This is a genomic window from Actinoplanes sp. NPDC049316 (assembly GCF_040677315.1).
Taxonomy (GTDB): domain Bacteria; phylum Actinomycetota; class Actinomycetes; order Mycobacteriales; family Micromonosporaceae; genus Actinoplanes.
Genome location: NZ_JBFAQM010000005.1, coordinates 31218 through 56180, shown reverse-complemented (window position 1 = coordinate 56180; position 24963 = coordinate 31218). Strand labels below are relative to the sequence as shown.

The following is a 24963-nucleotide window of genomic DNA, read 5'->3' as shown; positions in this document are numbered from 1 at the left end:
CGGAGAGACCCGTGTCATCCCTCGCCCTGACCCACGCGCGGTTCCAGCTGATCGAAACGCTGCGGATGCCGATGGCCCTGATCGGCAGCGCGTTCTTCCCCGCCGCCTCGATGATCTTCTTCGTGGTGCCGTTCATCGGCAGCAACCCGCTGTACGCGACGACGGCCACCGCGTCGATGGTCACGTTCGTCGTCATGAGCTCCAACCTCTTCCAGTACGGGATCGGCGTCGCGGAGGACCGGGCCCAGCCGTGGGACCCGTACGCGCGGACCCTGCCCGCGGGCGCGGCACCCCGGTTCCTCGGCCGCATCCTCGCCGGGCTGACGCTGATGATCTTGTCGCTGATCCCCGTCGTGGTCATCGCTGCCGTGGCGACGAAGGCGACCGTGACGCCCGGCCAGTTCGTCGCGGCGCTCGGAGTCACGGTGCTGTCCGCGGTGCCGTTCACGCTGATGGGCCTGGCGATCGGCTACTCGCTGCCGACGAAGGCCGCGGTCGTGCTGGCCCAGGTGCTGTTCCTGCCGCTGGCCTTCGGCGGCGGGCTGATGACCGGGCCCGGCAATGCGCCCGGCTTCATCGAGACCATCGCGCCGTACCTGCCGACCGGCGCGGCCGTACGCCTGATGTGGGCCGCGGTCGGCGACTTCCCGGTGCAGCCGGCCTCAGTGGCGGCCCTGCTGGCCTGGACCGTGGCGTTCGCGGGGGTGGCCGGATGGGCCTATCGCCGCGACGAGGGTCGGCGGTTCAGTTGAACTTCCGACTCTGCCGCGCCGTACCTGGCATCGCGGTGCAACGATCCAAGCGTCCGCCGCAGGCCTTCCGAGGAGATCATTCATGTCCCATCCGACGCCCGGGGTGCCGAACTGGGTGGATCTGGGCACTGCCGATCTGCCGGACGCGACCCGCTTCTACACGCACCTGTTCGGCTGGGAGGCCGACGTCTCCGGCGAGGAGTACGGCGGCTACACCACGTTCCGCCGCAACGGCCGCGCGGCCGCCGGCGCGGGCCCGCTCTACGGCGAGGGCCAGCCGACGGCCTGGAGCACGTACATCGCCACCGACGACGCCGACGAGATCGCCGGCCGGGTCGAGGCGGCCGGGGGCAAGGTGCTGGTCGCGCCGTTCGACGTGATGTTCCAGGGCCGCATGGCGGCGTTCCTCGACCCGGCCGGGGCGCCGTTCAGCGTCTGGCAGGCCGGCACGATGAAGGGCGCCGACGTGTTCGACGTGCCGGGCGCGCTGACCTGGAACGAGCTGACGACCCGGGACGTCGAGGGGTCGGCGGCGTTCTACGGTGCGGTGTTCGGCTGGGTGGCGCGGGAGAGCTCGATGGACGGGCTGCCGTACATCGTGTGGGAGCACCAGGGCGCGACGATCGCCGGCATGCGCGCGATGGACGCCGGCGAGTGGTCCGACGACCTGTCTCCACACTGGATGGTCTACTTCGCGGTCGCCGACTGCGACGAGTCGGCGGCGCTCGCCCAGTCCCTCGGCGGCCGGGTGGTCCGCCCGCCGGCGGACCTGCCGATCGGCCGCTACGCGGTCCTGGACGACCCGCAGGGCGGCACCTTCTCGATCCTGGAGAGCCCTACCGCCTGACCGGGACCACGAGCGGTCCCTGCTCACCGTCGACGACCTTGACGCGTACGCGGTAGTGCTCGGCGAGCAGGTCCTCGGTCAGCACCTCCCGCGCGGTCCCGTGCGCCACGACCCGGCCACCGGCCAGCAGCACGAGGCGGTCGGCGTACTCCCCGGCCGTCGACAGGTCGTGCATCGTGGCCAGCACGGTCAGCCCGCGCTCGCGTCGCAGCCGGTCGACCAGCTCGAGCACCTCCTGCTGGTGCCCGATGTCGAGCGCGCTGGTCGGCTCGTCCAGCAGCAGGGTGCGGGCACCCTGGGCGAGCGCGCGGGCGAGGAACGCGCGTTGCCGTTCGCCGCCGGAAAGCGTGTCGAGCCGGCGCTCCGCGAACCCCTCCAGGTCCAGCGCGCCGAGGACCTCGCCGACCACGGCGAGGTCCGAGGCGGACTCCCGGCCCAGGGCTCGGATGTACGGCGTACGCCCCAGCAGCACGTAGTCGTAGACCAGCATCGCCGGCGGCACGACCGGGTGTTGCGGGACGGTCGCGACCGTACGGGCCCGGTCGCGGCGGGACAGGGATTCCAGCGGGGCACCGCCGAGCGCGATCGTGCCCGTGTACGGCAGCAGCCCGCCCACGGCCCGCAGCACGGTCGACTTGCCGGCGCCGTTCGGGCCGATGACCGTGACCCACTCGCCGTCGGCCACGTCGAGGTCCACCCCGTCGACGACGGCCGCCCCGCCGAGCCGCACCCGCAGCCCCCGTACGGTGATCATCCTTTGATCCTGCGCAGCACGACGGCGAAGAACGGCGCGCCGAAGAACGCCGTCACCACCCCGATGGGGATCTCCGCGGGGCTGGCGACGGTCCGCGCGACCAGGTCGGTGAGCGCCAGGAACGCCCCGCCGAACAGCACCGACAGCGGCAGTATCGACCGGTAGCTCGGCCCGGCCAGCAGCCGCAACGTGTGCGGCACGATGATGCCCACGAACCCGATCAGCCCGGACACCGAGACGGCCGCCGCGGTCCCCAGCGAGGCGGCGACCACGAGCAGATAGCGGCTGCGCTGCGGATGCAGCCCGAGCGCCGAGGCCTCCTCGTCACCGACCGTCAGCACGTCCAGCTCCCGGCGGTGCGCGAGCACGATGATCCCGGTCACGGCCGCGTACGGCAGCACGATCAGCACGTCGTGCCAGCCCGCGGTCGCGAGCCGGCCGAGCAGCCACGCGTACACCTCGCGCAGCGAATCGGTGTGTCGCTGCATCACGTACGTCTGCGCGGCCGCCAGGAACGCCGACACGGCCACCCCGGACAAGATCAAGGTCGCGGGGGTACGCGCGCGCCCGCCGGCCGCCCCCAGCAGCCACGTCAACACCACAGCCCCGACCGCACCGACGAAAGCCGCCAACGGTACGCCGAAAGGAAGGTCGGCCGTGACATCGCCGGTTCCGGAGCGCGCGGCGATCACCGCGGTCACGCCCAGCCCGGCCCCCGCCGCGACCCCGAGCAGGTGCGGATCGGCGAGCGGGTTCCGGAACACCCCCTGGTACGCGGCACCGGCCAGCGCCAGCATCGCCCCGACCAGCAGCCCGAGCACGACCCGCGGCAGGCGCAGGGCGGTGACGATGGCGACCTCGCGCTCGGTCAGGCCGCTGTGCAGCCGTACGCCCGGAATGAGGTTGAGCAGCTCAGCCGCGACGCCGCCGGGCGGCAGGGTGACCGGCCCGAACGCGATGCCGGCGACGAGCGCGACCGCCACCGCGACGAACCCGCCCGCCAGCCAGGCCGCGCGCAGCCCGGCCGGCTTCCTCCCGGCGGCCTTTGCCCGGGCTTTTGCCGGGTTCTTCGTCCGATCAGCTGCCGCGTTGAAGCCGGCCGGCTCGGCGTCGGCCGCTCGTCCGCCGGTCTCAGCCCGCCCACCGGCAGCCGGGGACGCCGCGCGGGCCGGCCGGGTGGTCACGCCGGAACCTTGGCCACCGCGTCCGCGACCGAACGGACCAGGTCCACCACGCGCGGCCCCCACCGCGACGCGATGTCGTCGTCCAGCGCCACGACCTGGCCGGTCTTCACCGCCGTCACGTTCTGCCACCCCTTGCGGGCCCGGACCGTCGCCGGCGACTGCGCGCAACACTTGCTGTCGGCCAGGAAGATCATGTCCGGGTCCGCGGCGACCAGCGCCTCCTGCGACAACTGCGGGTACGCGGTCTTGGCACCGTCCGCAACGTTCTTCAGCCCGACCATCGCGAAGATCGAACCGACGAAAGTCTGAGACGTCACGGTGTAGTACGTCGGGTCCAGCTCGTAGTAGTACGTCAGCGGCGCGGACCGGGCCGGCACGCCCTTCACGATCTTGTCGATGTCGGCGCGCATCCGCCCGGTCAGCGCGGCGGCCTCCGCCGGGTGCCCGGTGAGCGTGCCCAGCTGCGCGATCTGCCCGTACGTGTCGTCCAGCGTCTTCGCCGCGGGCGCGAGCAGCACCGGGATCTTCAGCTTGCTCAGCTGGTCGACGATCTTGTTGAGGTCGTCGGAGACCACGACGAGATCCGGGTTCTTCCCGGCGATCGCCTCGGCGTTCGGCTTGAACCCGGAGAGATCCGAGCGCGGCGCCTCCGGCGGGTACGTCGACTGGTCGTCCACCGCCACGACCTGCGACCCTGCATCGATCGCGAACAGCACCTCGGTCGCAGTCGGCGCGAGCGACACGATCCGCTCGGGCCGCTTCTCGAGCGTCACCCCACCCGCGGTCGCCGGGTACGCGGCCCCGCTCGCACCGGCCGAGGGCTGAGCGCCCGCGCCGTCGTCCGATCCCCCGCCGCCGCACCCGCCGAGCAACAGCGCGGTCACCGCGATAGCGGCCGTGAACATCCGTCTGGTCATCCTGGTCCTCCTGCCGGCCGAGGCTGCGGTGCATCGCCGGCCGGAGCCCCGGCCCGCGAGGCGCCCCTCCCCGAGAGCGCTGAATCGCGACCGACGCGCAGGCGACCTGGCTTGTCCGATCACCGCCGGAAAGGCGGCATCGGAACTTCACAGTTGCGGGACAGCGCCGGAATCCCACCGGCTTCGCTGCGACGCGGTCCCCCCGACGCTATCCCACCACCTCCGAGGGCCGGATCGGCGGCTCCCCGACTGATGTGTTCACCCGACGACCTCTCGGCGCTGATCCGCTTCGCGAGCGGCCTGGTCGAACCGGGCGCGCCGGCACGGGCCCGGCTGATCGGGCCGGACGGCTCACAGCTGGAACTTCCGGACGAGGTCTACAGCCTCCTCCGGGACGTGGTCACGGCCCTGTCGCAGGGGGTCGCCATATCGATCGCACCGGGGAACACGATGCTGACCACGCAGGAAGCCGCCGACCTGCTCAACGTCTCCCGCCCGACGCTGGTCCGCCTCCTGGCGGCCGGCGAGATCCCGCACACCATGCGCGGACGGCATCGCCGCGTGCTGCTGCGGGACGTCATCGACTGGTTCGCCGGCATCTGTGACTAGTGCGGCAGGCTGGCTGTGACCATGGCGATGAGCTGGTCGTACGTCTCCTCGACATCCTCGGCCAGCCCGAATCCCCCACCCGCCTGCAGCACTGAGAAGCCGTGCACCGTCGCCCGGATGCGGCGCGTCGCATGCGTCGCCGCGGCGTCGTCGAGGCCGTAGCCGCGGAGGACCGCGACGATGACCTCGAGCAGTGCGCGGCCCGCTTCTGCCATCGCCGCCGGGCCGCGATGCAGCGGGTCGAGCGGGACGAGGGCGTACCAGCCCGGGTGGGCGAGGACGAAATCACGGTACGCGCGCATCAGCGCGGCAACCGCATCGTCGTGGCTGCGTCCCACGGCGGCCGACGCCGCGGCGCGGGCCATCGCATGCATGATCTTGATGGCCATGAGGTCGCGCAGGGCGGCGAGGCTGCCGACGTGCTTGTAGAGGGAGGGGGCGGCGACGCCGGCCCGGTCGGCGACCGCCGCGAGGCTCAGCGCCTCCGGGCCCTTCTCGTCGACGAGGGCGAGGGCCACGTCGACGACGGCGTCGCTGGTCAGGCCGGCCCTAGGCATGCAAACTACCTGTCATAGCTCTAAAGCTATGACAGGTAGCTGCTTCCGGCAAGCGGATCAGCAGTACGTGGACTGCTTACCGATCACCTTGTACGGGCAGTCCGCCGCCTCGGCCAGCATCAGCGCGGCCTCCCGGTTGCGCGTGGTCTCCCGGGTGATCACGCTGGCGGGCGGGTAGAAGCCGCCGGCCGACGAGCTGGTCGGGTACATCTCGAAGGTGTACGCGAAGATCTTGTGCGTGCCCCAGAGGTAGTCGAGCAGGTCCCCGTCGGTGATGTAGAGATCGCTGGACTGCTCCGGGGTGTAGCCGTTGGTCGCGGCCATCTGCCGGCCCAGCGTGGCGAAGGTGTTGTTCTGGTCGGCGTTCATGCCGGTCGTGGTGTTCGCCGTGGTGTGCCCGAACGGCCACAGCACCAGCTCCGAGTACGTGTGGAAGTCCATGGCGGCCTTGATCTGCTGCACGCCGCCGACGACCCGGCTGAGCACGAAGTCGCGGACGACGCGCGTCTCGGGAGCGGAGAAGGCAGCGGTGCCGCGGTACGTCTCGGACGACGGGCTACCCGACGAACCGCCGCAGCAGCCCCACTTGTAGCCGTAGTTCCGGTTCAGGTCGGTGCCGACGTACCGGGAGCCGCTGTTGGGTTGCCGGTTCTTGCGCCACGAACGGTAGCTGCCGGTCGCGATGTCGTACTCGGCGCCGTCCGGGTTGACCGACGGGATGATCCAGATCTCGCGGCTGTCGACGATGCTCTTGATCCGGCTGTCGCTCGCGTAGTTGTCCGCGTACAGGTGCAGCAGGTAGACCGCCATCTCCACGGTCAGGTGCTCGCGGGCGTGGTGGTTGGCGTCGTACAGGACCTCGGGCTCGTTCTCGTCGGTGCCCACGTTGTCCGAGATCTTCACCGCGACGATGTCCCGGCCCTCGTACGTCTTCCCGAGCACCCGCTTGCTCGCGATGGCCGGGTAGCTCGAGACGATCGAGTTCACCTCGGAGATCATCTCCGAGTAGTTGTGGTACGCGGCGTCCCGCGACGGGAAGTCCAGCGTGGACACGTCGTCGCTCGCGGCCGCCGCCTCGACCTTCTTGACGGTGAATCCGAGCGCCCGCAACGCTTTCACCTCGCGCGGCGTCGCGGTCACCTCCACCACGGCATGCTGCACCGAATCGATCGCGACGCCGGTGCCGGCGATGGTGTTGCGCTGCTGGAGGGTACGCACGTCGTACACCTCGTACTGGGCGGAACTGTCGGCGCGCAGCTCCGCGGCGGAAGGCTGGGCGGTGGCGGGCTGGGCGGCGGCTGCGGTGGCGGCGATCAGGGCCAGGCCGGCGGTGACCGCCGCGGCCAGACCGGTGACGCGTCGTCTCATGAACGACCTCCGGGGGGTGTCAGAGGGGTCCGGGCCCCGTCACTGCACCACCCGGTATAGACGTTTGGCAATGCGTGGAGGGCATGCCAATGTGCCCCCTACGTCCGCGTGATGACACCGAGCCGCAGCTCAGGAAGCCTTCTCGGCCCCGCCGGTGGCGGCATCCGGCCGGGCGGCGGCCGTGGCGTCCGGCCGAGCGGCCGCATCGGGCCGGCCGGCCGATTCGGCGGGCTTCGTCGCCGGTCCGGCCGCGTCGTCGGCGGGCTGCGCGACCCGATCCGCGGCCCCACCCCCTGCGGCCTTGGCGGCACGGCCGGCGGCCGGCTGCGCGACCCGATCGGCGGCCGGCTCAGCGGCCCGGTCCGCGACCGGCTCAGCGGCCCGGTCGCCCGCCGCGGCGGCTTCCTCGTCGCCCGCGAGCGCCGCCCGCAGCCGCTGCTTCTCCGCCGCGCGACGCTCGGCCACCGACCCGAGCTGCTCGGCCATCTCCTCCCGCCACTTCGCGAGCAGGAAGTACGAGAACGCCGCCGAGGCCACCAGCGCGATCATGGCCTTCACGAGGAAGTTCAGGGGCACGGGCAGCAGCAGCGCGAACACCACGACGAACAGCCCGAAGCGCCCGAGCGTGTACTTGAGGGCGGGACTCATCACGTACTCCTTCAGCCCGCCCGGTGGCTCAGCCACCGGAGGCCGTAGAACCAGACCAGGCAGTAGACGACGGTCAGGCCGAGGGCGCCGACGGCGCCGCTGACCAGAGCCGGGAAAAGAGGCGCGGCCAGGCCGGCGAGCGTCATGCCGACGGCGACGCCGAAGCCGGCTCCGAGCAGGGCGACCACGATCCGGTACGCCCCGAAGCCGGCCGCCCGGAACTCCTCGGTGAACAGCCACACGGGCAGCACGACGGCGATCCATCCGTTGGCGGCCCCGAACTCGGAGGCGCGCAGGAGAGACATGACGCCCTCGAAGATCAGCAGAATGACCAGCCCGGCGACGAGCCCGGCCAGCGCGACGCCCAGCAGGTCCTGAATGGTCGCCAACCGCCCATCCGCATCCCGGCGCGGACGGCGCGCACTCTGAGTCTCGGCCATGACAAAACAAAGGGTACGCCGGAGCGCAGGGCCACCCACCCGCAGCCCGGCAGCGAGCTCAGCAGGTTCGCGGCAGGCTCCCACGCCCGGCGCCTGCAACCCACCCCCGTGACCGAGGCCCGGCAGCCAACGGCTGGCGCCCGGCGGCCAGCCGCACCGAGGCCGACGCCCAGCGGCCCACTGTCGGCGCCCGGCACCCGCCAACGCGGGCCCGGCACCCGGCGGCCCTCGCCCGGCACCCGGCAACGCCGGCCCGGCGCCCGGCGGCCCTCGCCCGGCACCCGGCAACGCCGGCCCGGCGCCCGGCGGCCCTCGCCCGGCTGATCAGCCGGCGTGGCCGCCGGAGGCGTGGCCGCCGGAGGCGTGGCCGCCGGAGCTGGTCGAGCGGCGGGTCAGGCCCAGACCTGCTGGGGTTCGCTGCGGCGCTCGGCGAGCGGCGTCGGCTTGTCGTACTCGCGGACGACCTCGTAGCGGGTGTTGCGCTCGACCGGTTGGAAGCCCGCGTCCCAGATCAGGTCGAGCAGGTCGCCGCGGTGCATCGTGTTGGGGGTGCCGTACGAGTCGGCGTCGTGGGTGATTTTGTACTCGACGACCGAGCCGTCGAGGTCGTCGACGCCGAAGTTGAGGGAGAGCTGGGCGACCGACAGGCCGTGCATGACCCAGAAGCACTTGACGTGCGGCACGTTGTCGAACAGGAGCCGGGAGACCGCGAACGTCTTGAGCGACTCGGCCGGCGCCGCCATGGTGGTGCGGGCCTGGATGCGGTTGCGGATCTTGCCGTCCGCGGAGTCGACGAAGTCGTGCTGGTAGCGCAGCGGGATGAACACCGCGAAGCCACCCGTCTCGTCCTGCAGCTCGCGCAGGCGCAACACGTGGTCGACCCGGTGCCGCGGCTCCTCGATGTGGCCGTACAGCATGGTCGCCGGGGTCTTCATGCCCTTCTGGTGTGCCAGCCGGTGGATCCGCGACCAGTCCTCCCAGTGGCAGTTGTGGTCGACGATGTGCTGGCGGACCTCCCAGTCGAAGATCTCCGCGCCGCCGCCGGTGAGGGACTCGAGCCCGGCGTCCATCAGCTCGTCGAGGATCTCGCTGGCGGGCAGGCCGCTGATCTTCTCGAACCACTGCACCTCGGTGGCCGTGAAGCACTTGAGGTTGACGTTGGGCAGCGCCGCCTTCAGCTCGCGCAGCACCTTGGGGTAGTAGCGCCAGGGCAGCGTGGGGTGCAGGCCGTTGACGATGTGCAGCTCGGTGAGCTGCTCGTCCTCCATCTCCTTGGCCTTGCGGACGGCCTCGTCGATGCGCATCGTGTACGCGTCTTTCTCGCCCGGCTTGCGCTGGAAGGAGCAGTACGCACAGCTGGCGGAGCAGACGTTCGTGAGGTTCAGGTGCCGGTTGACGTTGAACATCACCCGGTCGCCGTTCATCTCGGTGCGCTTGTGGTGGGCCAGCCGCCCGAGCCAGGCGAGGTCGTCGGACTCGTAGAGGGCGATGCCGTCCTCGCGCGTCAGCCGCTCACCGGCGTAGACCTTGGCTTCCAGCTCGCGCTTCAGTCCGACGTCCATCTGGGCCCCTCTCATCACGGTGCTGTCGAGCGTACGTCCACCCTCCGACAGAAGTGCGCCCGTGGCCGCTTCGGGGCGGCGCAGGTCACGTTCACCGGCGCACGATTCTCAGCGTCCTTTCATCTCCATTCGATCGACACCGGTGCAGGTGTTGCGGTAAGACCTTATTGGGGACCGAAGACGCCGGACGGCGACCGGCTGCGGGACGGGGTGGCATGGCTGAGACGAGGCACGGCCGACGCGGAGCGGCTATGAGGGCACGCCCCTGGTGGCGCCCCCTCGCGTATTCCGCAGCGACCGCAGCTGCCATCGCGGCTCTGTTCAACCCGCTTCCCGCCTCAGCCGCACCCGTCGCGCCCGGCGTTCCGGTGGCACCGGCGGCGCCCGTCGTGCCGGCCGCGCCCCTGGCGCCCGGTTCCGTTCCGGATGCTGGTTCCCGGCCCGTCGCCCTCGGCTCGATCACGCTGCCGGGCCAGCGGCCGACGACCCCTGCCACGCCGCCGGCAAGCCTGATCGGCGCCGGCACACCGACCAGTCCGGTTCTCAAGAAGGTGGAGGCCGGGCGGGCCGAAATCACCGCCAAGGGCGAGGAGCTGGCGAAGCTCGACGAGGATCTCAACCTCATCCGGACTCAGCTCACGACCGCCGATCAGAAGGTCACCCAGACCCAGGCCGCGGTGACGGCGGCCGAGCAGGAGGTCACGGCGGCGGCCGCTGCTTCCGTACGCAGCGCCGCAGCGCTTCCGCCCGGCTCCTTGGGCACCGGGCTGCAGGACCTCGATGCACTGGCGCGGATCCAGCGGGGCGATTCCGCGACCGAGCAGGCCGCCGGACGGCAGCTCACGATCGTGCAGGCCGCGTACGTGTCGGCCGTGGCCGAGCAGCAGGCCCTGCGCACCACGCTCGACCGGCTCACCACCGAGCGCGCCACCAAGAAGGCGGCCCTCGACAAGAAGGTCGCCGCCCAGCAGAAGTACGAGGCGCAGCACGCCCCCGAGATCAACGCGGCGGACGCCGCCGAGGCAGCCCAGGACGCCCAGGTCGGCGCCGGCTTCCTCGCGGGTGAGAACGCCGGCCGGGGCGCCGACCCGCGGGCCATCGCGGCGCTGCAGGTCGCTCTGGCTCAGCGCGGAGATCCGTACGTGTGGTCGGAGGAGGGCCCGGACAAGTTCGACTGCTCGGGGCTCATGTGGTACGCCTACCACCAGGACGCGGCGGGCAACTTCCCGCTCACCCGGGTGTCGAAGGACCAGTACTACCAGACCCGCGGCAAGACGGTGGACCGCTACTCGCTGCTCCCGGGCGACCTGTTGTTCTTCAGCTCGACGACCAGCTGGACAGGCATCCACCACGTCGCCATGTACGCCGGCGACGGCATGATGGTGGAGGCGCCGCGCACCGGCCTGAACGTGCGGCTCACCCCCGTACGCTGGACCAGGTTGTTCGCGGCGACGCGCATCTACGGCTCGATCGAGGGCACGGTCGAGGGCCCGCACCTGGGCTCTCCCGACCCGGAGACGCCGAGCCACCACACGCCGACGACCAGCCCCACGCCGAAGCCGAGCAGCAAGCCGCCGACGAAGCCGACGACCCCGGGCACGCCCTCGACGTCGCCCAGCAAGCCGTCGACCTCGCCGAGCAAGCCCTCGACGTCGCCCAGCAAGCCCTCGACTCCGCCGAGCTCGCCGTCGACCCCGCCGACGTCGCCGAGCACGGAACCGAAGCCGACGACCACGCCGCCCTCGAGCGCGCCGCCGTCGTCGGCCACCCCGAGCAAGGACACCTCACCGTCCGGCTCGGCGGACAGCTCGGACGGTACGAAGTCGCCCACGGCGTCGGCCACGACGAGTAAGTCCACGTCAGCGCCGGCCCCCACCTCGACGACGAAGTCCGCGACGGCGAAGACGTCCACGTCAGCGAGCTCGAAGACGTCGTCGTCGGCCTCCGCGAAGACGTCCGCGTCCGCCTCCGCGAAGCCCTGATCCCTGACCGCGAAACAATCGGGTAACAGCTGAGTCCGGAACCGGATCTTCGGGCGGCGACCGCTCGACACCGGGTGCGCTAATGAGCGCTGGTATGGCACGGTAGTGACGAACGCCCGGCATCCGGCTTGCCCGGCGTCCGGTATGTGACGTCGCACGCGGGTGGCGGCGATCGGGAGGACCCATGGACGAGCGGCAGACGGCACCGGACAGCGACGGCACGAAGCCGCCCGCTGCGCGGACGCCCGCGAGCAGCTCCGGGCCGCACGAGGATCACGGGTACGAGCTTCCGCCACCGCCCGCCGCGGGTGCCCTGTGGGCGCCGGAGCCGGCAGATGCGGCGAAGCCGGTCTCCGGCTCGGCATCGGTTCCCACCTCGGCCCCGGTCAGCGGATCCGCGTCAATCCCCAGCTCAGCCCCGGTGAGCGGGTCCGCCTCGGTGCCCAGCTCCGCCCCGGTGAGCGGGCCGTCCGGCCGCGCGTCGGTGCCGGCGGACCGGTCCGCGTTCTTCCCCGGCAGCGCCGCACCCGCCTCGGCCCAGCCAGCCGACGGTGACCAGGCGGAACGCGCCGACAACCGCTCCTCGAACCGGCAGGGCGGCGTCTACGGCACTCGCTCGATCGAGCGCCCCGACGCCGCCACCGAGAGGCCGGCGTCCGAGCCTGCCAGCCCCGGCGCCGCCACCGAGAGGCCGGCGTCCGAGCCTGCCAGCCCCCGCGCGGCCGCCGAGAGACCGGCGTCCGAGCCTGCCAGCCCCCGCGCGGCCGCCGAAACGGCGTCGTCCGAGCCGGCCACCCCCGCCGAGCCGGAGCCTGACCTGCCGGAGCCGTCGACGCCCGACCCGCGGCCGAAGCCGGAGCCTGCGAAGCCCACCCGCCCGGAGCCGGCGCCGTTCCCGCCGCCCTCGCCGCGGCCACCCGGGCCCGGCCCGTCGCCCGAACCGGGCCCGTCGCCGGTGCCGCCGGGTCCCGTGCCCGGCCCCGGTCCGGGCCCCGTCCCGCCGGGTCCCATCCCCCCGGGCCCCGGGCCGAGCCCCGTACCGCCCGGTCCCGGACCCAGCCCCATACCACCCGGTCCGGGTCCGAACCCGGTGCCGCCCGGTCCCGGGCCGAGCCCCGTACCGCCGGGTCCCGGGCCGTCGCCGGTGCCCGCGCCGCCGCCGTTCCCGGCTCCGCCGGTCATTGCGTCGTCCGGCCTGCCGTCGTACACGATGCCGCCGACCGGTGGTCCTGCGGCGAGCGACTCCACCATGCCCTTCACCGCCGCGGCCGCTGCCGGCGGCTTCGGTGGCCACCCCGCGACGGACCGCAACCCCGACGCGACCATGCCGTTCAACGCCGGCGCAGGGAGCGACTCGACCATGCCGTTCAACGCCGGCGCGAGCAGCGACTCGACCATGCCGTTCAACGCCGGCGCGGGCAGCGACTCGACCATGCCGTTCAAGGCCGGCGCCGGAAGCGACTCCACGATGCCGTTCAACGCGGGCGCCGGCAGCGAGTCGACCATGCCGTTCAACGCCGGCGCGGGCAGCGATTCGACGATGCCGTTCGCGGCGCACGCCGCCCAGCAGGCCGCCACCTACGGGGTCGGCGCATCGGGTCCGGCTCGCCAGCCGTTCGGCGGAGCCGCCGCACCGGCCGGCACTTCCTCCGCACGGCCGACGACGTACGGGTCGGGTTCCGGACAGGGCGGCGCCGTGCCGCAGCAGCGCGGCGAGGGCACGGTGTACTGCGGCCTCGCCGACTACGCGCCCGCCGACATGACGATGCCCGTGATGATGAACCCGGTGGAGAACTCCGGCTCGCTCACCGGTCACATCCTGGCCCAGGGCTGGCGCGATGCCCCGGAGGCGCAGCGGCGCAGCAACGTCAAGGTGATCGTCGCCATGCTCATCGTGCTGCTGCTCCTGGTCGGCGTCAGCCTGGCGTTCCTGTTCACGGTCGGTGACGCGTTCAGCAACATGATCGGTGGAGTTTTCTCGAAATAGTTGTCGCTCCGCCGCCCGCCGCCTAAGCTGGCGAGGTTGCGCCCGGGGTGAGTCAGCCCACTACCGGGGCGGAATGCGGGCAGTGTCCCTGACGTTGACCCGTACACTGATGGCAGTAATTGACCTGGCGTGCCCTGTCGGTGCACGCCACGGGCGTTCTTGCGGGCATTTCAGCGGTCGGCTCCCAGCAGCCGAGGCGGGCCATTCGCGAGCATGCGCCCCCGTAGAGAGGTTCTCTTGACCACTTTCGCTGATCCCAGCACGTTCCCGTCCGTCTTCGAAACCCCCGCTTCCCCCGCTTCCTCCGAGGAGCCGCAGGCCCCCGCCGCCGACCAGGTGACGACCAGTGAGGCCCTTTCCGCCGACCCGGCGACGACCACCGAGGCCCTCCCCACCGACCCGGCGACGACCACCGCCGCGGCCACGACGGCCCCCGCCGCCGACCCGACGACCGCCGAGGTCGAGATCGTGGAGGCGACCAAGACCTTCGCCGACCTGGGCCTCGCCCCCGAGCTGGTCCGTGTGCTCAGCCGCGAGGGCATCACCACCCCGTTCGAGATCCAGGCCGCGACGATGCCCGACGCGCTCGCCGGCCGGGACGTGCTCGGCCGCGGGCAGACCGGCTCCGGCAAGACCCTCGCGTTCGGCCTGCCGCTGCTGGCCCGCGTCGCCCAGGGTGGCCGCGCGCTGCCGCACCGCCCCAAGGCGCTGATCCTCGTCCCCACCCGTGAGCTGGCGATGCAGGTCGCCGACGCGCTCATGCCGCTGGGCCGCTCGGTCGGCGTCTTCCTCAAGACCGCCGTCGGCGGCGTGCCGTACGACCGGCAGATGGACGCGCTGCGCCGCGGCGTCGAGGTGATCGTCGCGACGCCGGGCCGCCTGGGCGACCTGATCGAGCGCGGCGCCTGCAAGCTCGACGACGTCGAGGTGACCGTCCTCGACGAGGCCGACCAGATGGCCGACATGGGCTTCCTGCCCGAGGTCACCGAGCTGCTGGCGAAGACCCCGGCGGACGCGCAGCGCCTGCTGTTCTCCGCCACCCTCGACGGCGACGTCGACACGCTGGTCAAGCGGTTCATGACCGACCCGGTGACGCACTCCACGGCTCCGGCCGAGGCGAGCGTGTCCACGATGGACCACCACCTGCTGCTGATCCCGCCGCACGACAAGTTCCCGATCACCGCGTCGATCGCCAACCGCGCGGGCAAGACGATCGTCTTCGCCCGTACGCAGATGGGCGTGGACCGGCTGGTCGAGCAGCTCGCGGCGGTGGGCGTGCGCGCCGGCGCGCTGCACGGCGGCAAGACCCAGCGGGTACGCACCCGCACGCTGGCCGAGTTCAAGGAAGGCCGCACGAACGTGCTGGTCGCCACCGACGTCGCCGCCCGCGGCATCCACGTCGACGGCATCTCGCTGGTCGTGCACGTCGACCCGCCGAAGGACCCCAAGGACTACCTGCACCGCGCCGGTCGTACGGCCCGTGCCGGCGAGTCGGGCGCCGTGGTCACGCTGGTCCTGCCCAAGCAGCGCCGCAGCACCCAGGCGATGATGCAGAAGGCGGGCGTCTTCCCCAGCGAGGTTCGCGTCCGCCTCGGCGACGAGAAGCTGGCGGAGGTCACCGGGGCCCGTGAGCCCAGCGGCGTCCCGGTGAAGGCCGAGCCGGAGCCCCGCGAGCGCGGTGACCGTCCCCGCCGCTTCGGCGACCGCCCGCAGCGCGGTGGCTACGACCGTCCCCGCGGCGAGCGCAGCTACGGCGACCGGCCGCGCGGCGAGCGTTCCTTCGGCGACCGCGACCGTTCCTTCGGCGACCGGCCCCGTTCCTTCGGCGGCGACCGCGACCGCGGCTTCGGCGGCGACCGGGACCGTAGCTACGGCGATCGGCCGCGCACCGAGCGCCCGGCCGGCGGCGAGCGTTCCTTCGGCGGCGACCGCGAGCGCAGCTACGGCGACCGCCCCCGCACCGAGCGTTCCTTCGGCGACCGCGACCGTTCGTTCGGCGACCGGCCCCGCGGTGAGCGGTCCTTCGGCGGTGGCGACCGTCCGGCGGCCCGCAACTACGGCGACCGCACCGGCGGGTTCCGCCGGGACGGCGGCCGGAACGACCGTCGCGAGGCCGGCGGCCGCTACCAGTCGGGCCGGCCCACCCCGATTCACTGATCCACCGCACGACTTGAAGGGCTCCCGGCCGACGCCGGGGGCCCTTTTGCGTGGCGTACGGCGGGCGGGGTATGAAGGTCGCATGTCCGTATCGCCTGGTTCGCTGTTCTGGGAGCGCCGCGACACGACCGGCGCCGAGCACGCCCTGGTCGACCTGAGCGCCGGGCTGGTCGCCCGCGGCACCGCGCTGGCTGTGGACCCGATCGCGTACACCGCGCGGTACGAGCTGCGTACCGATGCCTCCTGGGTGACCACCTCGCTGGAGGTGAGCGCCGAGGGGGCCGGGTGGAGCCGGACGCTGCGCCTGCAGGCCGAAGGCGGCGCCTGGCGTGCGACGACGTCCGAGCACGGCGACCTCGACGCCGCCCTGACCGCCGCGGGGCACGCCGGGGCCGGGCTGCCCGGCACGGAGGAACCGGAGCTGCTGCTGGGGGCGTACGACGTCGATGTGACGGGGTCGCCGCTGACGAACACCCTGCCGATCCGGCGGCTGGGCCTGCTCAAGGCGGAGCCGGGGGTGGCGCACCGGGTCAGCGTGGCGTGGGTGCTGCTGCCCAGCCTCGAGGTGGTCCAGGCGGATCAGATCTACACGGCGCTGGGCGACGGGCGGGTGCGATTCGCGAGCGAGACGTTCAGCGCGGACCTGACCGTCGACGACGAGGGCTTCGTCCGGGACTACCCCGGCCTGGCGGCCCGGCGGGGCTGAGCGTCACGCCCGGTCGCGGATGTACGCGACGCACGCCTTGTCGACCGCGGCGAACGGCTTGCCGAACGCGGCGCTGGAGGCTGAGTCCAGGTCGCGGTCCTCGCGCAGGTGGAGGCGGACGAAGCTGAACAGGGCGCGCTGGCCGTACTTCTTCGCCATGCAGTCCGCCGCGAAGTGGCCGAGGCCGTAGAAGGCGTCGCCGTCGCGCAGCCGGGCCTGCGCCTTCAGCGGGTCGACCGCGATGGACCTGGGGCGCCCGCTCCCGTTGACCAGGGTGCGGACCGCGGGGCGGCGCCAGCTCGCCGTGGCGGGTCGCGGATACCAGCCGATGTATTCGGCGATGCCTTCCTTGAGCCACATGTCGCTGTCGACCCAGGTGCGCCGGTGCACGCCGCCGATGGTGATGACGTGGCCGAGCTCGTGCTGCATCGTGGTGGCGAGGAACTCCGCGTCGTCCTTGAGCTCGGCCATGTTGAGGACCACGTCGGTGCCCGCCTCGTTGCGCGGGAACGCGTACGCGACGATCCACTTGTCGGTGATGCCGCCGTACCAGCTCTTCCACTGCTTGGCGCCGGCCAGGTAGACGCGGTAGCGCTGCTGCGGGTTGCCGAGCAGGGCGGCGAAGCGGTCGTTGACGGCGGCGGCACGCTCGGCGACCGGCAGGACCCGCCGGAAGTACTTCTGCTCGCTGCGGGCGGCGACCAGGGTGACGCGCTTGCCCACGGCGGTGACGAGTTCGCCTGCCACCCAGGGCGCCCGGGACAGGTCGGGAGTGGGCTTCCGGACGGCCAGCGACGTGATCATCCATCGGCCGTTGTGGGGCCTGAGCGTGAGTTCCTGCGCCACCGACGGCGGGCCGTCCGAAACGGCGCTCTTCTCGGTGACGCAGGTGTCGCCGGTGAAGCAGTACGCGACCTCCGCGCCGACCCCCAGGCTGCCGGTCCGGCTGGGGCGCACGTCGCGGACGTACGTCTTGTACTCGAAGTGGCGCACGCCGAGCACCCGCAGCGACCGGTACATCGCGCGGTAGCGGTTGCGCAGCTTCGGGTTGCCCGGGTCGACCGCGGCCAGCCAGGCCTTCTCGTCGCCGCGCAGCAGCGCCGCCGCCTGCGTCTTGAGCGCCGCGCTCGCCTGCTCGAACGGGGTGAGCGGCAGGTCCCGGCGGGCCTCGGCGGCCGCCTCGGCCCGGGAGTCGAGCGGATCGCGGTTGGCCACGTACGCCGCACCGGCGCCGAGGAACAGGGCAGCGACCAGCGCGAGGGATCCGCCGAACAGGAGGCCTCTGCCGAGCGCGCGCCGAGGCTCGGGGGCCGGCGGCGGGGTGCCCGGGGGAACGGACTCCCAGACGTGCGGGGCCCGCTGAGCCGGGACGAACGGGGCGGCCGGTGTCGGTAACCCGGAGGGCGGAGCGGGCGGGATGGTCACGTCGTCGCCGTCGGGCACGACGCTCATCCTTCCAGGTCGCGGGCCTCCACGCTGCCCCCTTCCCGCGGCGGGCGCCACGGCCCGCCGGCGAGAAAGGCATCGATGCAGGCCAGCGGCTCGTCCAGGGTGAGGCCCTGCGCTGCGACCCACCCGTCGGAGTAGTACGTGTCGGCGTACCGCTCGCCGCCGTCGCAGATGAGCGTCACCACCGAGCCCGTGCGGCCCGCCTCGCGCATCTCGGCTATCAGCGCGAACGCGCCCCACAGGTTCGTACCCGTGGATCCGCCGACCCGGCGCCCCAGCACGGCCGAGCCGGCCCGCATGGCCGCCAGCGACGCGGCGTCGGGCACCGGGATCATGCGGTCCACGACCGCCGGCTGGAACGACGGCTCCACCCGGGGCCGGCCGATGCCCTCGATGCGCGAGCCGCGGCCGGTGCGGACCTCCCAGTCCTGGTTCACGTACGCGGGCCAGAACGCCGATCCCTCCGGGTCCACCACGCACAGCCGGGTGGGGAAGCGACGGTAGCGTGCGTACCGGCCGATCGTGGCGCTGGTGCCGCCGGTGCCCGCGCCGACCACGATCCAGGCCGGTACGGGATGCCGTTCCAGCCCCAGCTGCGCGTAGATCGACTCGGCGATGTTGTTGTTGCCGCGCCAGTCGGTGGCCCGCTCGGCGTGGGTGAACTGGTCCATGAAGTGCCCGCCCAGGCCGGCCGCGAGCGTACGGGCCGCCGCCACCACGGTCGTCGGGTCGTCGACGAGGTGGCACTTGCCGCCCTGGAACTCGATCAGCGAGATCTTCTCCGGCGACGTGCTCGCCGGCATGACCGCGATGAACTCCAGCCCCAGCATCCGGGCGAAGTACGCCTCACTGACCGCGGTGGAGCCGGAGGACGCCTCGACGACGGGGGTGTCGGGGCCGATCCAGCCGTTGCAGAGGGCGTACAGGAAAAGGGAGCGCGCCAGGCGGTGCTTGAGCGAGCCGGTGGGGTGTGAGGACTCGTCCTTGAGATAGAGGTCGATGCCCCAGGACGGCGGCAGCGGGAACGGCAGCAGGTGGGTGTCGGCCGAGCGGTTGGCGTCGGCCTCCACGAGCGAGATGGCGTCGCTCACCCACTGCCGGCGGGCCGGATCACAGCGCTCGAGATGCATCCTGATCAACCTACCGCCGGGTCGCGACCCTGCTGCGGCCGGTTCTCCCACTTCGTGGACAGCGCGATCGCCGTCCGGGTGGAGGCGACGCCGGGCGTGCGGTTGATCCGGACGATCAGCTGCTCGAGCTCGGCGATCGTGCCGACCCGGACGGTGAGCTGGTACGACTCCACGCCCGCCATGAAGTAGCAGGACTCGATCTCGGGCATGACCCGCAGCGCGGCGAGCACGTCGTCGGTGTCGGCGCCGGAGTCCTCGATGATGCCGATGAGCGCGGTGACGCCCAGCCCGATCGCCTCGGGTTCGACCTCCGCCCGGTAGGCCCGCAGCGTGCCCGCCGCCTCGAGCTTGCCGACCCGCTCGTGCACGGCGGGGGCGGACAGGCCCACCTGACGGGCGAGCTCGGCGTACGACGAACGGGCGTTGTCGCGCAGCAGGTCGATCAGGCGCAGGTCGATGGCGTCCATGGCTTCAGAGGTTAGTGCGGCCCGTCCGGGTGGTTCACGCCCGGTAGCGGGCCGGGAGCGCCGGAGCGCACAAGGATAATGGTCATCGTCGCAATCAGGGCTTTTTCCGCATTTCAGCGACTTGCTGTTTTTCCCGATGCTCTAATGGCTGTACGTCCCGATCGAGCACGCCGAACACGCACAGTGACCACCGGCGCTCCACAACGACGCAGGGAGAGGGCCGTGGACACTGGAGACCGACTGCTGACGCCCGGGGAGGTTGCCGCGCTGTTCCGGGTCGACCCCAAAACCGTCACGCGATGGGCGGCCGCCGGACGCATCGGCAGCATCCGTACTCCGGGTGGACACCGCCGATTCCGCGAGTCGGAGGTGCGGGCGCTGCTCGAGGGTGACGGCGTGGTCGAGGAGATGCGCGAGGACGACGCGGCCAACCGGCCGCGCAACGCCGGACCGTCGAACCCCGGGGCCGGCTACGGCCCGCCCAACGGGTTGCGCTGAGCCGCATCGCCCGCCCAGCGGCGGGCGCTGCCGGCCCGCGCCGAGGAACTTCGGGCGGTGCGCGCTACGGGGTGCGCTGAGCCCCGCCGAGCTCGCCCCGCCACCTGGTGAACAGGTCGTGGGGCACGCCGAGCGCGTCCAGCACCTTGCCCGCCACGAAGTCGACGAGCTGCTGCGCGGTGGCGTCCGCCCCCGCGCCGTAGAAGCCGGGCGACGCGGGCAGGACCACCGCGCCGGCGTCGTGCAGCGCGATCAGGTGCTCCAGGTGGCTGCGGGTCACCGGGGTCTCGCGCGGCACGACGACCGTACGGCGGCGCTCCTTGAGGGTGACCTCCGCCGCGCGCTGCAGCAGGTCCTTGGACAGGCCGATGGCGATGCCCGCGCAGGCGGCCGTGCTCGCGGGCACGACCGCCATGCCGTGCGCCGGGTACGAACCGCTGCTGGGTCCCGCCGCGAGATCACCGGCGGGCCAGTACACGAGGTCCGCGTCGCCGAGGTCGCGCCCCAGCCAGGCGCCCACGTCGTCCTTCCAGTGCGCGTCCCGGACGGTCGCCCCGGTCTCGTCGAGCAGCGTCAGCCGGGCGGCCCGCGAGATCACCAGGTCCACGGCCGCCCCGGCGTCCAGCAGCGCGCCGATCACGGCCCGGGCGTACGGGGTGCCGGAGGCTCCTGAGACACCGATGATCCACGGGGTGCGCATGCTTCCAGCATGCCCGATCACAGCAGGACGAGATCGAGCAGCGCGAAGAGGAACAGCGCGATCCCGACGAAGCCGTTGGCCGTGAAGAACGCCCGGTTGACCTTGGACAGGTCGGTCGGCGTGACGACGATGTGCTGGTACGCGAACGCCACCGCGGTCAGCGCCAGCCCGATCCACCAGAGCCAGCCCAGCCCTGCGACCTCGCCGAACCAGACGAAGAGCGCGAACGTCACGATGTGCGTGACCGTGGAGATGTGCAGCGCCGTGCGTACGCCGAAGCGGGCCGGGGTGGAGTGCACGCCGATCCGGCGGTCGACCTCGACGTCCTGGCAGGCGTAGATGATGTCGAAGCCGCCGATCCACAGGCCCACCGCGACGCCGAGCAGCCAGGCGGGGCCGGAGCCGTCGAACGTGCCGGTGATCGCCAGCCACGCGCCGACCGGCGCCACCGCCTGCGCCAGCGCGAGGACGTAGTGCGGGAAGTTCGTGAAGCGCTTCGCGTACGGGTAGACGACCAGCGGGATCACGGCGAGTGGCGACAGCAGCAGGCACAGCGGGTTGAGCAGCCCCGCGGCGAGGAACAGCACGGCCAGGGAGACGGCCGCGCCGGTCCACGCGGTGCGTACGCTCACCGCCCCGGTGACCAGCTCCCGGTTCTGCGTCCGGGGGTTCTGCGCGTCGATCCGGCGGTCGAGGATGCGGTTGGCCGCCATGGCGAAGGTCCGGCCGGCGACCATCGCGACGGTGACCAGCAGCAGGTCGAGCCAGTGCACGCCGGCGCCCTCGCGGTCCATCGCGACCGCGGCGGACAGGTACGCGAACGGCAGCGCGAAGACCGAGTGCTCGATGGCCACCAGCCGCAGGAACGCCTTGACCTTGCCGGGCTGCTCCGGCGCGGGGGCCACCGCCGTCATATGCCGTATTCCTTCCAGCGCTTGTCCACGAGGGCGGTGACCTCGCTCGACATGGTCATCTCTTCCGGCCAGCCGCGGGTGTAGCCCTCGGCGGGCAGCTTACGGGTGGCGTCGAGGCCCGCCTTACCGCCCCAGAACTGCTGGTAGGAGGCGTGGTCGAGGTGGTCCACCGGGCCCTGGGTGACGAGCAGGTCGCGGTCGTAGTCGACGTTGCCGAACGCCCGGAACGCGACCTCGTGGTAGTCGTGCACGTCGCAGTCCTCGTCCACGACGACGATCAGCTTCGACAGCGACATCAGGTGCGCACCCCAGATGGCGTTCATGATCTTCTGGGCGTGCTTGGGGTAGCGCTTGCGGATCGACACGATGACGCAGTTGTGGAACACCCCGGCGGCCGGCATGTCGTAGTCGACGATGTCCGGGATCAGCATCCTCAGCAGCGGCAGGAAGATCCGCTCGGTGGCCTTGCCGAGCCCGTGGTCCTCCTGCGGCGGCTTCGACGTGATGATCGAGTGGTAGACCGGCTGCTTGCGCATCGTCATGCACTCGATGTGCAGCACCGGGAACGGCTCGACCGGCGTGTAGAAGCCGGTGTGGTCGCCGAACGGCCCCTCCGGCATCCGCTCGCCCGGCTCGAGATAGCCCTCCAGGATGATCTGGGCCTGCGCCGGCACCTGCAGCGGCACGGTGAGGCAGTCGACCATCTCGACGCGCTCGCCGCGCAGGAAGCCCGCGAACATGTACTCGTCGATGTCGCCGGGCAGCGGCGCGCTCGCCGCGTAGCTGACGACCGGATCACAGCCGATCGCGACCGCCACAGGCAGTCGTTCGCCGCGCCGCTCGGCGACCGCGTGGTGGGCGGTCGAGTCCTTGTGGATCTGCCAGTGCATGCCGAGCGTGTTCTTCGAGTGCTGCTGCAGCCGGTAGAGGCCGAGGTTGCGCTTGCCGGTCTCCGGGTGCTTGGTGTGGGTCAGCCCGAAGTTGTGGAAGATGCCGCCGTCGCCGGGCCACACCTGCAGCCCGGGCAGCCGGTCCAGGTCGACCTCGTCGCCCTTGAGCACGACCTCCTGGCAGGGCGCGGACTTGACCTTGCGCGGCGGTACGGACTTGAGCTGCAGCACCTTGCCCAGGCCCTCGCGGATGCCCGACCAGCCGACCGGCAGCTCCGGCTTGATCAGGTCGCCGATGCGGTCGCCCACCTCGTCCAGGGAGTCCACGCCGAGCGCCATCGCCATGCGCTTCTCCGTACCGAACAGGTTCACGACGACCGGCATCTCGCCGCGGGTGGGCCGCTCGAAGAGCAGGGCCGGGCCGCCGGAGCGGACCGTGCGGGTCACGATCTCGCTGATCTCCAGGGTCGGATCGACCGGTACGCGCACCCGGCGCAGCTCACCGGCCTTCTCCAGGGCCGAGATGAAGCTCTGCAGATCGTGGTACGGGAAGCCCTTCGCAGCCATGCCTCCAGTCTGTCACCCGTCACCGGACGATCTCCTCCGGCGTTGGAGTCTGCGGTTCGGTTTGCGTACGGCTCGGGGGACGGGGTGGGCGGCGTGAGGTTCCGGTTCGTGGCACGGTGGTGCGCGCTGGCCGGCCTGGCCGGCGCCCTGGCGGTCGCGGCGCCCGCGGCCTCCCAGCGCAGCCACCGCCTCCCGGAATGCAAGCCCGGCCGGCCCTCCACCACGGCACCGACCGGGCCGGCGACCACCTCCGCCCCGAAGGCGTGCCGGGCCACCGCACGCATCCTGGAGTCCGGCGTACGGATGGACGCGGTCCGCAACACCCCGAGCGGCTACCACCACCTCGGCGCCGGCACGGGCAACGAGTGGAGCGGCGTCTTCGGCCGCCTTTCCGTCGTCGACAGCGCGGTACGGCGCAACACGTACGACTTCGTCGCGAGCCGCTTCATGGCGAAGCGGGACATGGGCGGCGGCAGGATCGCCTGGCTGGAGGCCGGCTGGGCGGAAACCGGCTGGGCCGGCCAGGGGCGCCAGCGCATCTACACGTTCAACACCAACACGAACGCCTGGCAGTTCTACGACCAGTACCAGCTGCGGCCGGGCGACCGGGTGTGGCTGGACGTGCACACCGACGCCGACAACGTGTGGCAGGCGTGGCTGTGGTGGAACAACCGCTGGAACCTGCTCACCGCCCAGAAGCTGCCGATCGGCTCCAGCGCGTACGTCGAGCAGTACGTCGAGGTGCACGTCGACAAGGGCAAGGCGGCGCGGCTGCGGGTGCCGCCGGTGACCGTGGACAACGTGCAGCTGCGGCCCCCGGACGGCGGGGCGAGCCGCTACTGGCGCGAGGACGTCGACACGCTCACCGGCGACACCGCGCGGGAGCGTACGGGCGGTTTCTGCCTCGACTGGCTCACGCACTACGACACCTGGACGGCCGGCGACTGCTAGCCCCCGATCTTCTCCAGCTCGTCGAGGTCGTCGCCGGACAGCACGAGGCCCGCGCCCGCCGCGTTCTCGCGCAGGTGGGCGACCTTCGAGGTACCCGGGATCAGCAGGATGTTCGGTGACCGCTGAAGCAGCCAGGCCAGCGCGACGGACATCGGTGACGCCTCCAGCCGGGCCGCCACGGCCGACAGCGCCGCGGACTGCAGCGGGGTGAAGCCACCGAGCGGGAAGAACGGCACGTAGGCGACGCCCTGCGCGGCGAACCGGTCGATCAGCGCGTCGTCCTGGCGGTACGCGAGGTTGTAGAGGTTCTGCACGCACACGATCGGCGCGATGCCCTGCGCCTCGGCCACCTGCTCCGCTGTCGCGTTGCTCACGCCGAGGTGGCGGATCAACCCCTGCCGCTGAAGCTCCACGAGCGTCTCGAACGGCTCGGCGAGCGAACCGGGCTGCGGCCCCTCGGCGTTGCCGAGCCGCAGGTTGACCAGGTCCAGCACGTCGACGCCGAGGGCCTCGAGGTTGTCGCGTACGGCCCGGCGCAGGTTCTCCGGTTCCCGGGCCGGGGGCCAGCCGCCCCGCTCGTCGCGGTGGGCGCCGACCTTCGTCACGACGTGCAGCGCCTCCGGGTACGGGTGCAGCGCCTCCCGGATCAGCCGGTTCGTGACGTGCGGCCCGTACGCGTCGCTGGTGTCGATGTGCGTGATGCCGAGCCCGACGACCTCGCGCAACACGGCGAGCGCGCCGTCACGGTCGGCGGGCGGCCCCATGACCCCGGGGCCGGCGAGCTGCATGGCGCCGTACCCGAAGCGGGTGACCGTGAGGTCTCCCATCGTCCAGGTGCCGCCGGGGAGCGAAGAAGAGGAATCAGTCATGCCGCCAGCCTGCCGAGTTGCCGCCGGGCCACCCAGATCCCCGCCGATACTGGTAGTG

23 protein-coding genes, 2 pseudogenes and 1 riboswitch are annotated in these 24963 nt (G+C 72.2%); of the genes and pseudogenes, 9 read left to right on the top strand and 16 right to left on the bottom strand.

Annotation, left to right across the window (positions count from 1 at the left end):
• The first annotated feature begins 11 nt into the window (after positions 1-11).
• Both AB0K03_RS09635 and AB0K03_RS09630 read left to right on the top strand, forming a co-directional pair.
• Positions 12-752: an ABC transporter permease gene (locus AB0K03_RS09635; protein WP_364682556.1), complete on the top strand. Its 741-nt coding sequence runs from the start codon at positions 12-14 to the stop codon at positions 750-752.
• Positions 753-834: 82 nt separating this feature from the next.
• Positions 835-1599: a VOC family protein gene (locus AB0K03_RS09630; RefSeq protein WP_364682554.1), complete on the top strand. Its 765-nt coding sequence runs from the start codon at positions 835-837 to the stop codon at positions 1597-1599.
• Here the strand turns inward: AB0K03_RS09630 and AB0K03_RS09625 are convergent.
• The 3 genes from AB0K03_RS09625 to AB0K03_RS09615 form a co-directional block, all read right to left on the bottom strand.
• On the bottom strand, positions 1589-2353 hold the full coding sequence (locus AB0K03_RS09625; protein WP_364682552.1) for an ABC transporter ATP-binding protein: 765 nt from the start codon (positions 2351-2353) through the stop codon (positions 1589-1591). The two genes, AB0K03_RS09630 and AB0K03_RS09625, sit on opposite strands and share 11 nt — an antisense overlap.
• A complete protein-coding gene (locus AB0K03_RS09620; protein WP_364683051.1) occupies positions 2350-3372 on the bottom strand; it encodes an iron ABC transporter permease in 1023 nt (340 codons plus the stop codon). Before AB0K03_RS09620 ends, AB0K03_RS09625 begins: the two co-directional genes overlap by 4 nt.
• A gap of 161 nt (positions 3373-3533) precedes the next feature.
• A complete protein-coding gene (locus AB0K03_RS09615; RefSeq protein WP_364682550.1) occupies positions 3534-4454 on the bottom strand; it encodes an ABC transporter substrate-binding protein in 921 nt (306 codons plus the stop codon).
• Between the two features lie 105 nt (positions 4455-4559).
• A riboswitch (cobalamin riboswitch) is annotated at positions 4560-4636 on the bottom strand.
• A 70-nt stretch (positions 4637-4706) separates the two neighbouring features.
• On the opposite strand from AB0K03_RS09615, the gene AB0K03_RS09610 reads away from it, so the two are divergent.
• Complete coding sequence (locus AB0K03_RS09610) at positions 4707-5063, top strand: helix-turn-helix domain-containing protein (protein ID WP_364682549.1); 357 nt, start codon at positions 4707-4709, stop codon at positions 5061-5063.
• Here AB0K03_RS09610 and AB0K03_RS09605 read toward each other — a convergent pair.
• The 5 genes and pseudogenes from AB0K03_RS09605 to mqnE all read right to left on the bottom strand — a co-directional run bounded on the left by AB0K03_RS09605 (position 5060) and on the right by mqnE (position 9638).
• Positions 5060-5620, bottom strand: a complete 561-nt coding sequence (locus AB0K03_RS09605) for a WHG domain-containing protein (protein ID WP_364682547.1) — start codon at positions 5618-5620, stop codon at positions 5060-5062. The genes AB0K03_RS09610 and AB0K03_RS09605 overlap by 4 nt on opposite strands.
• Positions 5621-5680: 60 nt before the next feature.
• A pseudogene (locus tag AB0K03_RS09600) lies at positions 5681-6988 on the bottom strand (M14 family metallopeptidase); the annotation flags it as partial.
• 402 nt (positions 6989-7390) lie between these two features.
• A pseudogene (locus AB0K03_RS09595) lies at positions 7391-7636 on the bottom strand (DUF4229 domain-containing protein); the annotation flags it as partial.
• Between the two features lie 11 nt (positions 7637-7647).
• Entirely contained in the window at positions 7648-8076 is a 429-nt protein-coding gene (locus AB0K03_RS09590; protein ID WP_364682545.1) for a hypothetical protein, read from the bottom strand.
• A gap of 392 nt (positions 8077-8468) precedes the next feature.
• Positions 8469-9638 (bottom strand): aminofutalosine synthase MqnE, encoded by a 1170-nt coding sequence (mqnE, locus tag AB0K03_RS09585; protein WP_364682543.1) that lies wholly within the window; start codon positions 9636-9638, stop codon positions 8469-8471.
• A gap of 251 nt (positions 9639-9889) precedes the next feature.
• Here mqnE and AB0K03_RS09580 point away from each other — a divergent pair, with 251 nt between their 5' ends.
• Positions 9890-11620: an NlpC/P60 family protein gene (locus AB0K03_RS09580; RefSeq protein WP_364682541.1), complete on the top strand. Its 1731-nt coding sequence runs from the start codon at positions 9890-9892 to the stop codon at positions 11618-11620.
• Positions 11621-11893: 273 nt separating this feature from the next.
• Here the strand turns inward: AB0K03_RS09580 and AB0K03_RS09575 are convergent, their stop codons facing one another.
• Positions 11894-12196 carry a hypothetical protein gene (locus AB0K03_RS09575; protein WP_364682539.1) on the bottom strand — a complete coding sequence of 101 codons (303 nt, stop codon included), beginning with the start codon at positions 12194-12196 and terminating at the stop codon, positions 11894-11896.
• Positions 12197-12869: 673 nt separating this feature from the next.
• On the opposite strand from AB0K03_RS09575, the gene AB0K03_RS09570 reads away from it, so the two are divergent.
• From AB0K03_RS09570 to AB0K03_RS09560, 3 genes are all read left to right on the top strand, one after another.
• On the top strand, positions 12870-13607 hold the full coding sequence (locus AB0K03_RS09570; RefSeq protein ID WP_364682537.1) for a hypothetical protein: 738 nt from the start codon (positions 12870-12872) through the stop codon (positions 13605-13607).
• 237 nt (positions 13608-13844) lie between these two features.
• Positions 13845-15764, top strand: a complete 1920-nt coding sequence (locus tag AB0K03_RS09565; RefSeq protein WP_364682535.1) for a DEAD/DEAH box helicase — start codon at positions 13845-13847, stop codon at positions 15762-15764.
• Positions 15765-15846: 82 nt separating this feature from the next.
• Complete coding sequence (locus AB0K03_RS09560) at positions 15847-16470, top strand: putative glycolipid-binding domain-containing protein (protein ID WP_364682533.1); 624 nt, start codon at positions 15847-15849, stop codon at positions 16468-16470.
• 3 nt (positions 16471-16473) lie between these two features.
• Here the strand turns inward: AB0K03_RS09560 and AB0K03_RS09555 are convergent, their stop codons facing one another.
• The 3 genes from AB0K03_RS09555 to AB0K03_RS09545 are packed head-to-tail and all read right to left on the bottom strand — an operon-like array spanning position 16474 to position 19516.
• Entirely contained in the window at positions 16474-17913 is a 1440-nt protein-coding gene (locus tag AB0K03_RS09555) for a hypothetical protein (protein ID WP_364682531.1), read from the bottom strand.
• A gap of 5 nt (positions 17914-17918) precedes the next feature.
• Positions 17919-19049, bottom strand: a complete 1131-nt coding sequence (locus AB0K03_RS09550; RefSeq protein WP_364682529.1) for a PLP-dependent cysteine synthase family protein — start codon at positions 19047-19049, stop codon at positions 17919-17921.
• Positions 19050-19054: 5 nt separating this feature from the next.
• Entirely contained in the window at positions 19055-19516 is a 462-nt protein-coding gene (locus AB0K03_RS09545; RefSeq protein WP_364682527.1) for an Lrp/AsnC family transcriptional regulator, read from the bottom strand.
• 222 nt (positions 19517-19738) lie between these two features.
• Between AB0K03_RS09545 and AB0K03_RS09540 the strand changes: the two genes are divergently transcribed.
• The gene (locus AB0K03_RS09540; protein ID WP_071803604.1) at positions 19739-20014 is read left to right on the top strand and encodes a BldC family transcriptional regulator; all 276 of its coding nucleotides are present in this window, start codon (positions 19739-19741) and stop codon (positions 20012-20014) included.
• A 64-nt stretch (positions 20015-20078) separates the two neighbouring features.
• Here AB0K03_RS09540 and AB0K03_RS09535 read toward each other — a convergent pair whose 3' ends face one another.
• From AB0K03_RS09535 to AB0K03_RS09525, 3 genes are read right to left on the bottom strand one after another with little or no spacing between them, the layout of a single operon-like run.
• Complete coding sequence (locus tag AB0K03_RS09535) at positions 20079-20714, bottom strand: UbiX family flavin prenyltransferase (protein WP_364682524.1); 636 nt, start codon at positions 20712-20714, stop codon at positions 20079-20081.
• 17 nt (positions 20715-20731) lie between these two features.
• Positions 20732-21628, bottom strand: a complete 897-nt coding sequence (gene mqnP, locus AB0K03_RS09530; protein WP_364682522.1) for a menaquinone biosynthesis prenyltransferase MqnP — start codon at positions 21626-21628, stop codon at positions 20732-20734.
• Positions 21625-23085, bottom strand: coding sequence for a menaquinone biosynthesis decarboxylase (locus AB0K03_RS09525; RefSeq protein WP_364682520.1), 1461 nt, complete (start codon positions 23083-23085; stop codon positions 21625-21627). Before AB0K03_RS09525 ends, mqnP begins: the two co-directional genes overlap by 4 nt.
• A gap of 93 nt (positions 23086-23178) precedes the next feature.
• On the opposite strand from AB0K03_RS09525, the gene AB0K03_RS09520 reads away from it, so the two are divergent.
• Positions 23179-24036 carry a hypothetical protein gene (locus AB0K03_RS09520; protein WP_364682518.1) on the top strand — a complete coding sequence of 286 codons (858 nt, stop codon included), beginning with the start codon at positions 23179-23181 and terminating at the stop codon, positions 24034-24036.
• On the opposite strand, the gene AB0K03_RS09515 is transcribed toward AB0K03_RS09520, so the two are convergent.
• Entirely contained in the window at positions 24033-24905 is an 873-nt protein-coding gene (locus AB0K03_RS09515) for an aldo/keto reductase family oxidoreductase (RefSeq protein ID WP_364682517.1), read from the bottom strand. The two genes, AB0K03_RS09520 and AB0K03_RS09515, sit on opposite strands and share 4 nt — an antisense overlap.
• Between the last annotated feature and the right edge of the window lie 58 nt (positions 24906-24963).

Coding starts and splice junctions, on each gene's coding strand:
- AB0K03_RS09630 (WP_364682554.1), top strand. CDS start 835: ATGTCCCATCCGACGCCCGGGGTGCCGAACTGGGTGGATCTGGGCACT.
- AB0K03_RS09625 (WP_364682552.1), bottom strand. CDS start 2,353: ATGATCACCGTACGGGGGCTGCGGGTGCGGCTCGGCGGGGCGGCCGTC.
- AB0K03_RS09615 (WP_364682550.1), bottom strand. CDS start 4,454: ATGACCAGACGGATGTTCACGGCCGCTATCGCGGTGACCGCGCTGTTG.
- AB0K03_RS09610 (WP_364682549.1), top strand. CDS start 4,707: ATGTGTTCACCCGACGACCTCTCGGCGCTGATCCGCTTCGCGAGCGGC.
- AB0K03_RS09605 (WP_364682547.1), bottom strand. CDS start 5,620: ATGCCTAGGGCCGGCCTGACCAGCGACGCCGTCGTCGACGTGGCCCTC.
- AB0K03_RS09590 (WP_364682545.1), bottom strand. CDS start 8,076: ATGGCCGAGACTCAGAGTGCGCGCCGTCCGCGCCGGGATGCGGATGGG.
- mqnE (WP_364682543.1), bottom strand. CDS start 9,638: ATGGACGTCGGACTGAAGCGCGAGCTGGAAGCCAAGGTCTACGCCGGT.
- AB0K03_RS09580 (WP_364682541.1), top strand. CDS start 9,890: ATGAGGGCACGCCCCTGGTGGCGCCCCCTCGCGTATTCCGCAGCGACC.
- AB0K03_RS09570 (WP_364682537.1), top strand. CDS start 12,870: ATGCCCTTCACCGCCGCGGCCGCTGCCGGCGGCTTCGGTGGCCACCCC.
- AB0K03_RS09560 (WP_364682533.1), top strand. CDS start 15,847: ATGTCCGTATCGCCTGGTTCGCTGTTCTGGGAGCGCCGCGACACGACC.
- AB0K03_RS09550 (WP_364682529.1), bottom strand. CDS start 19,049: ATGCATCTCGAGCGCTGTGATCCGGCCCGCCGGCAGTGGGTGAGCGAC.
- AB0K03_RS09545 (WP_364682527.1), bottom strand. CDS start 19,516: ATGGACGCCATCGACCTGCGCCTGATCGACCTGCTGCGCGACAACGCC.
- AB0K03_RS09535 (WP_364682524.1), bottom strand. CDS start 20,714: ATGCGCACCCCGTGGATCATCGGTGTCTCAGGAGCCTCCGGCACCCCG.
- mqnP (WP_364682522.1), bottom strand. CDS start 21,628: ATGACGGCGGTGGCCCCCGCGCCGGAGCAGCCCGGCAAGGTCAAGGCG.
- AB0K03_RS09525 (WP_364682520.1), bottom strand. CDS start 23,085: ATGGCTGCGAAGGGCTTCCCGTACCACGATCTGCAGAGCTTCATCTCG.
- AB0K03_RS09515 (WP_364682517.1), bottom strand. CDS start 24,905: ATGACTGATTCCTCTTCTTCGCTCCCCGGCGGCACCTGGACGATGGGA.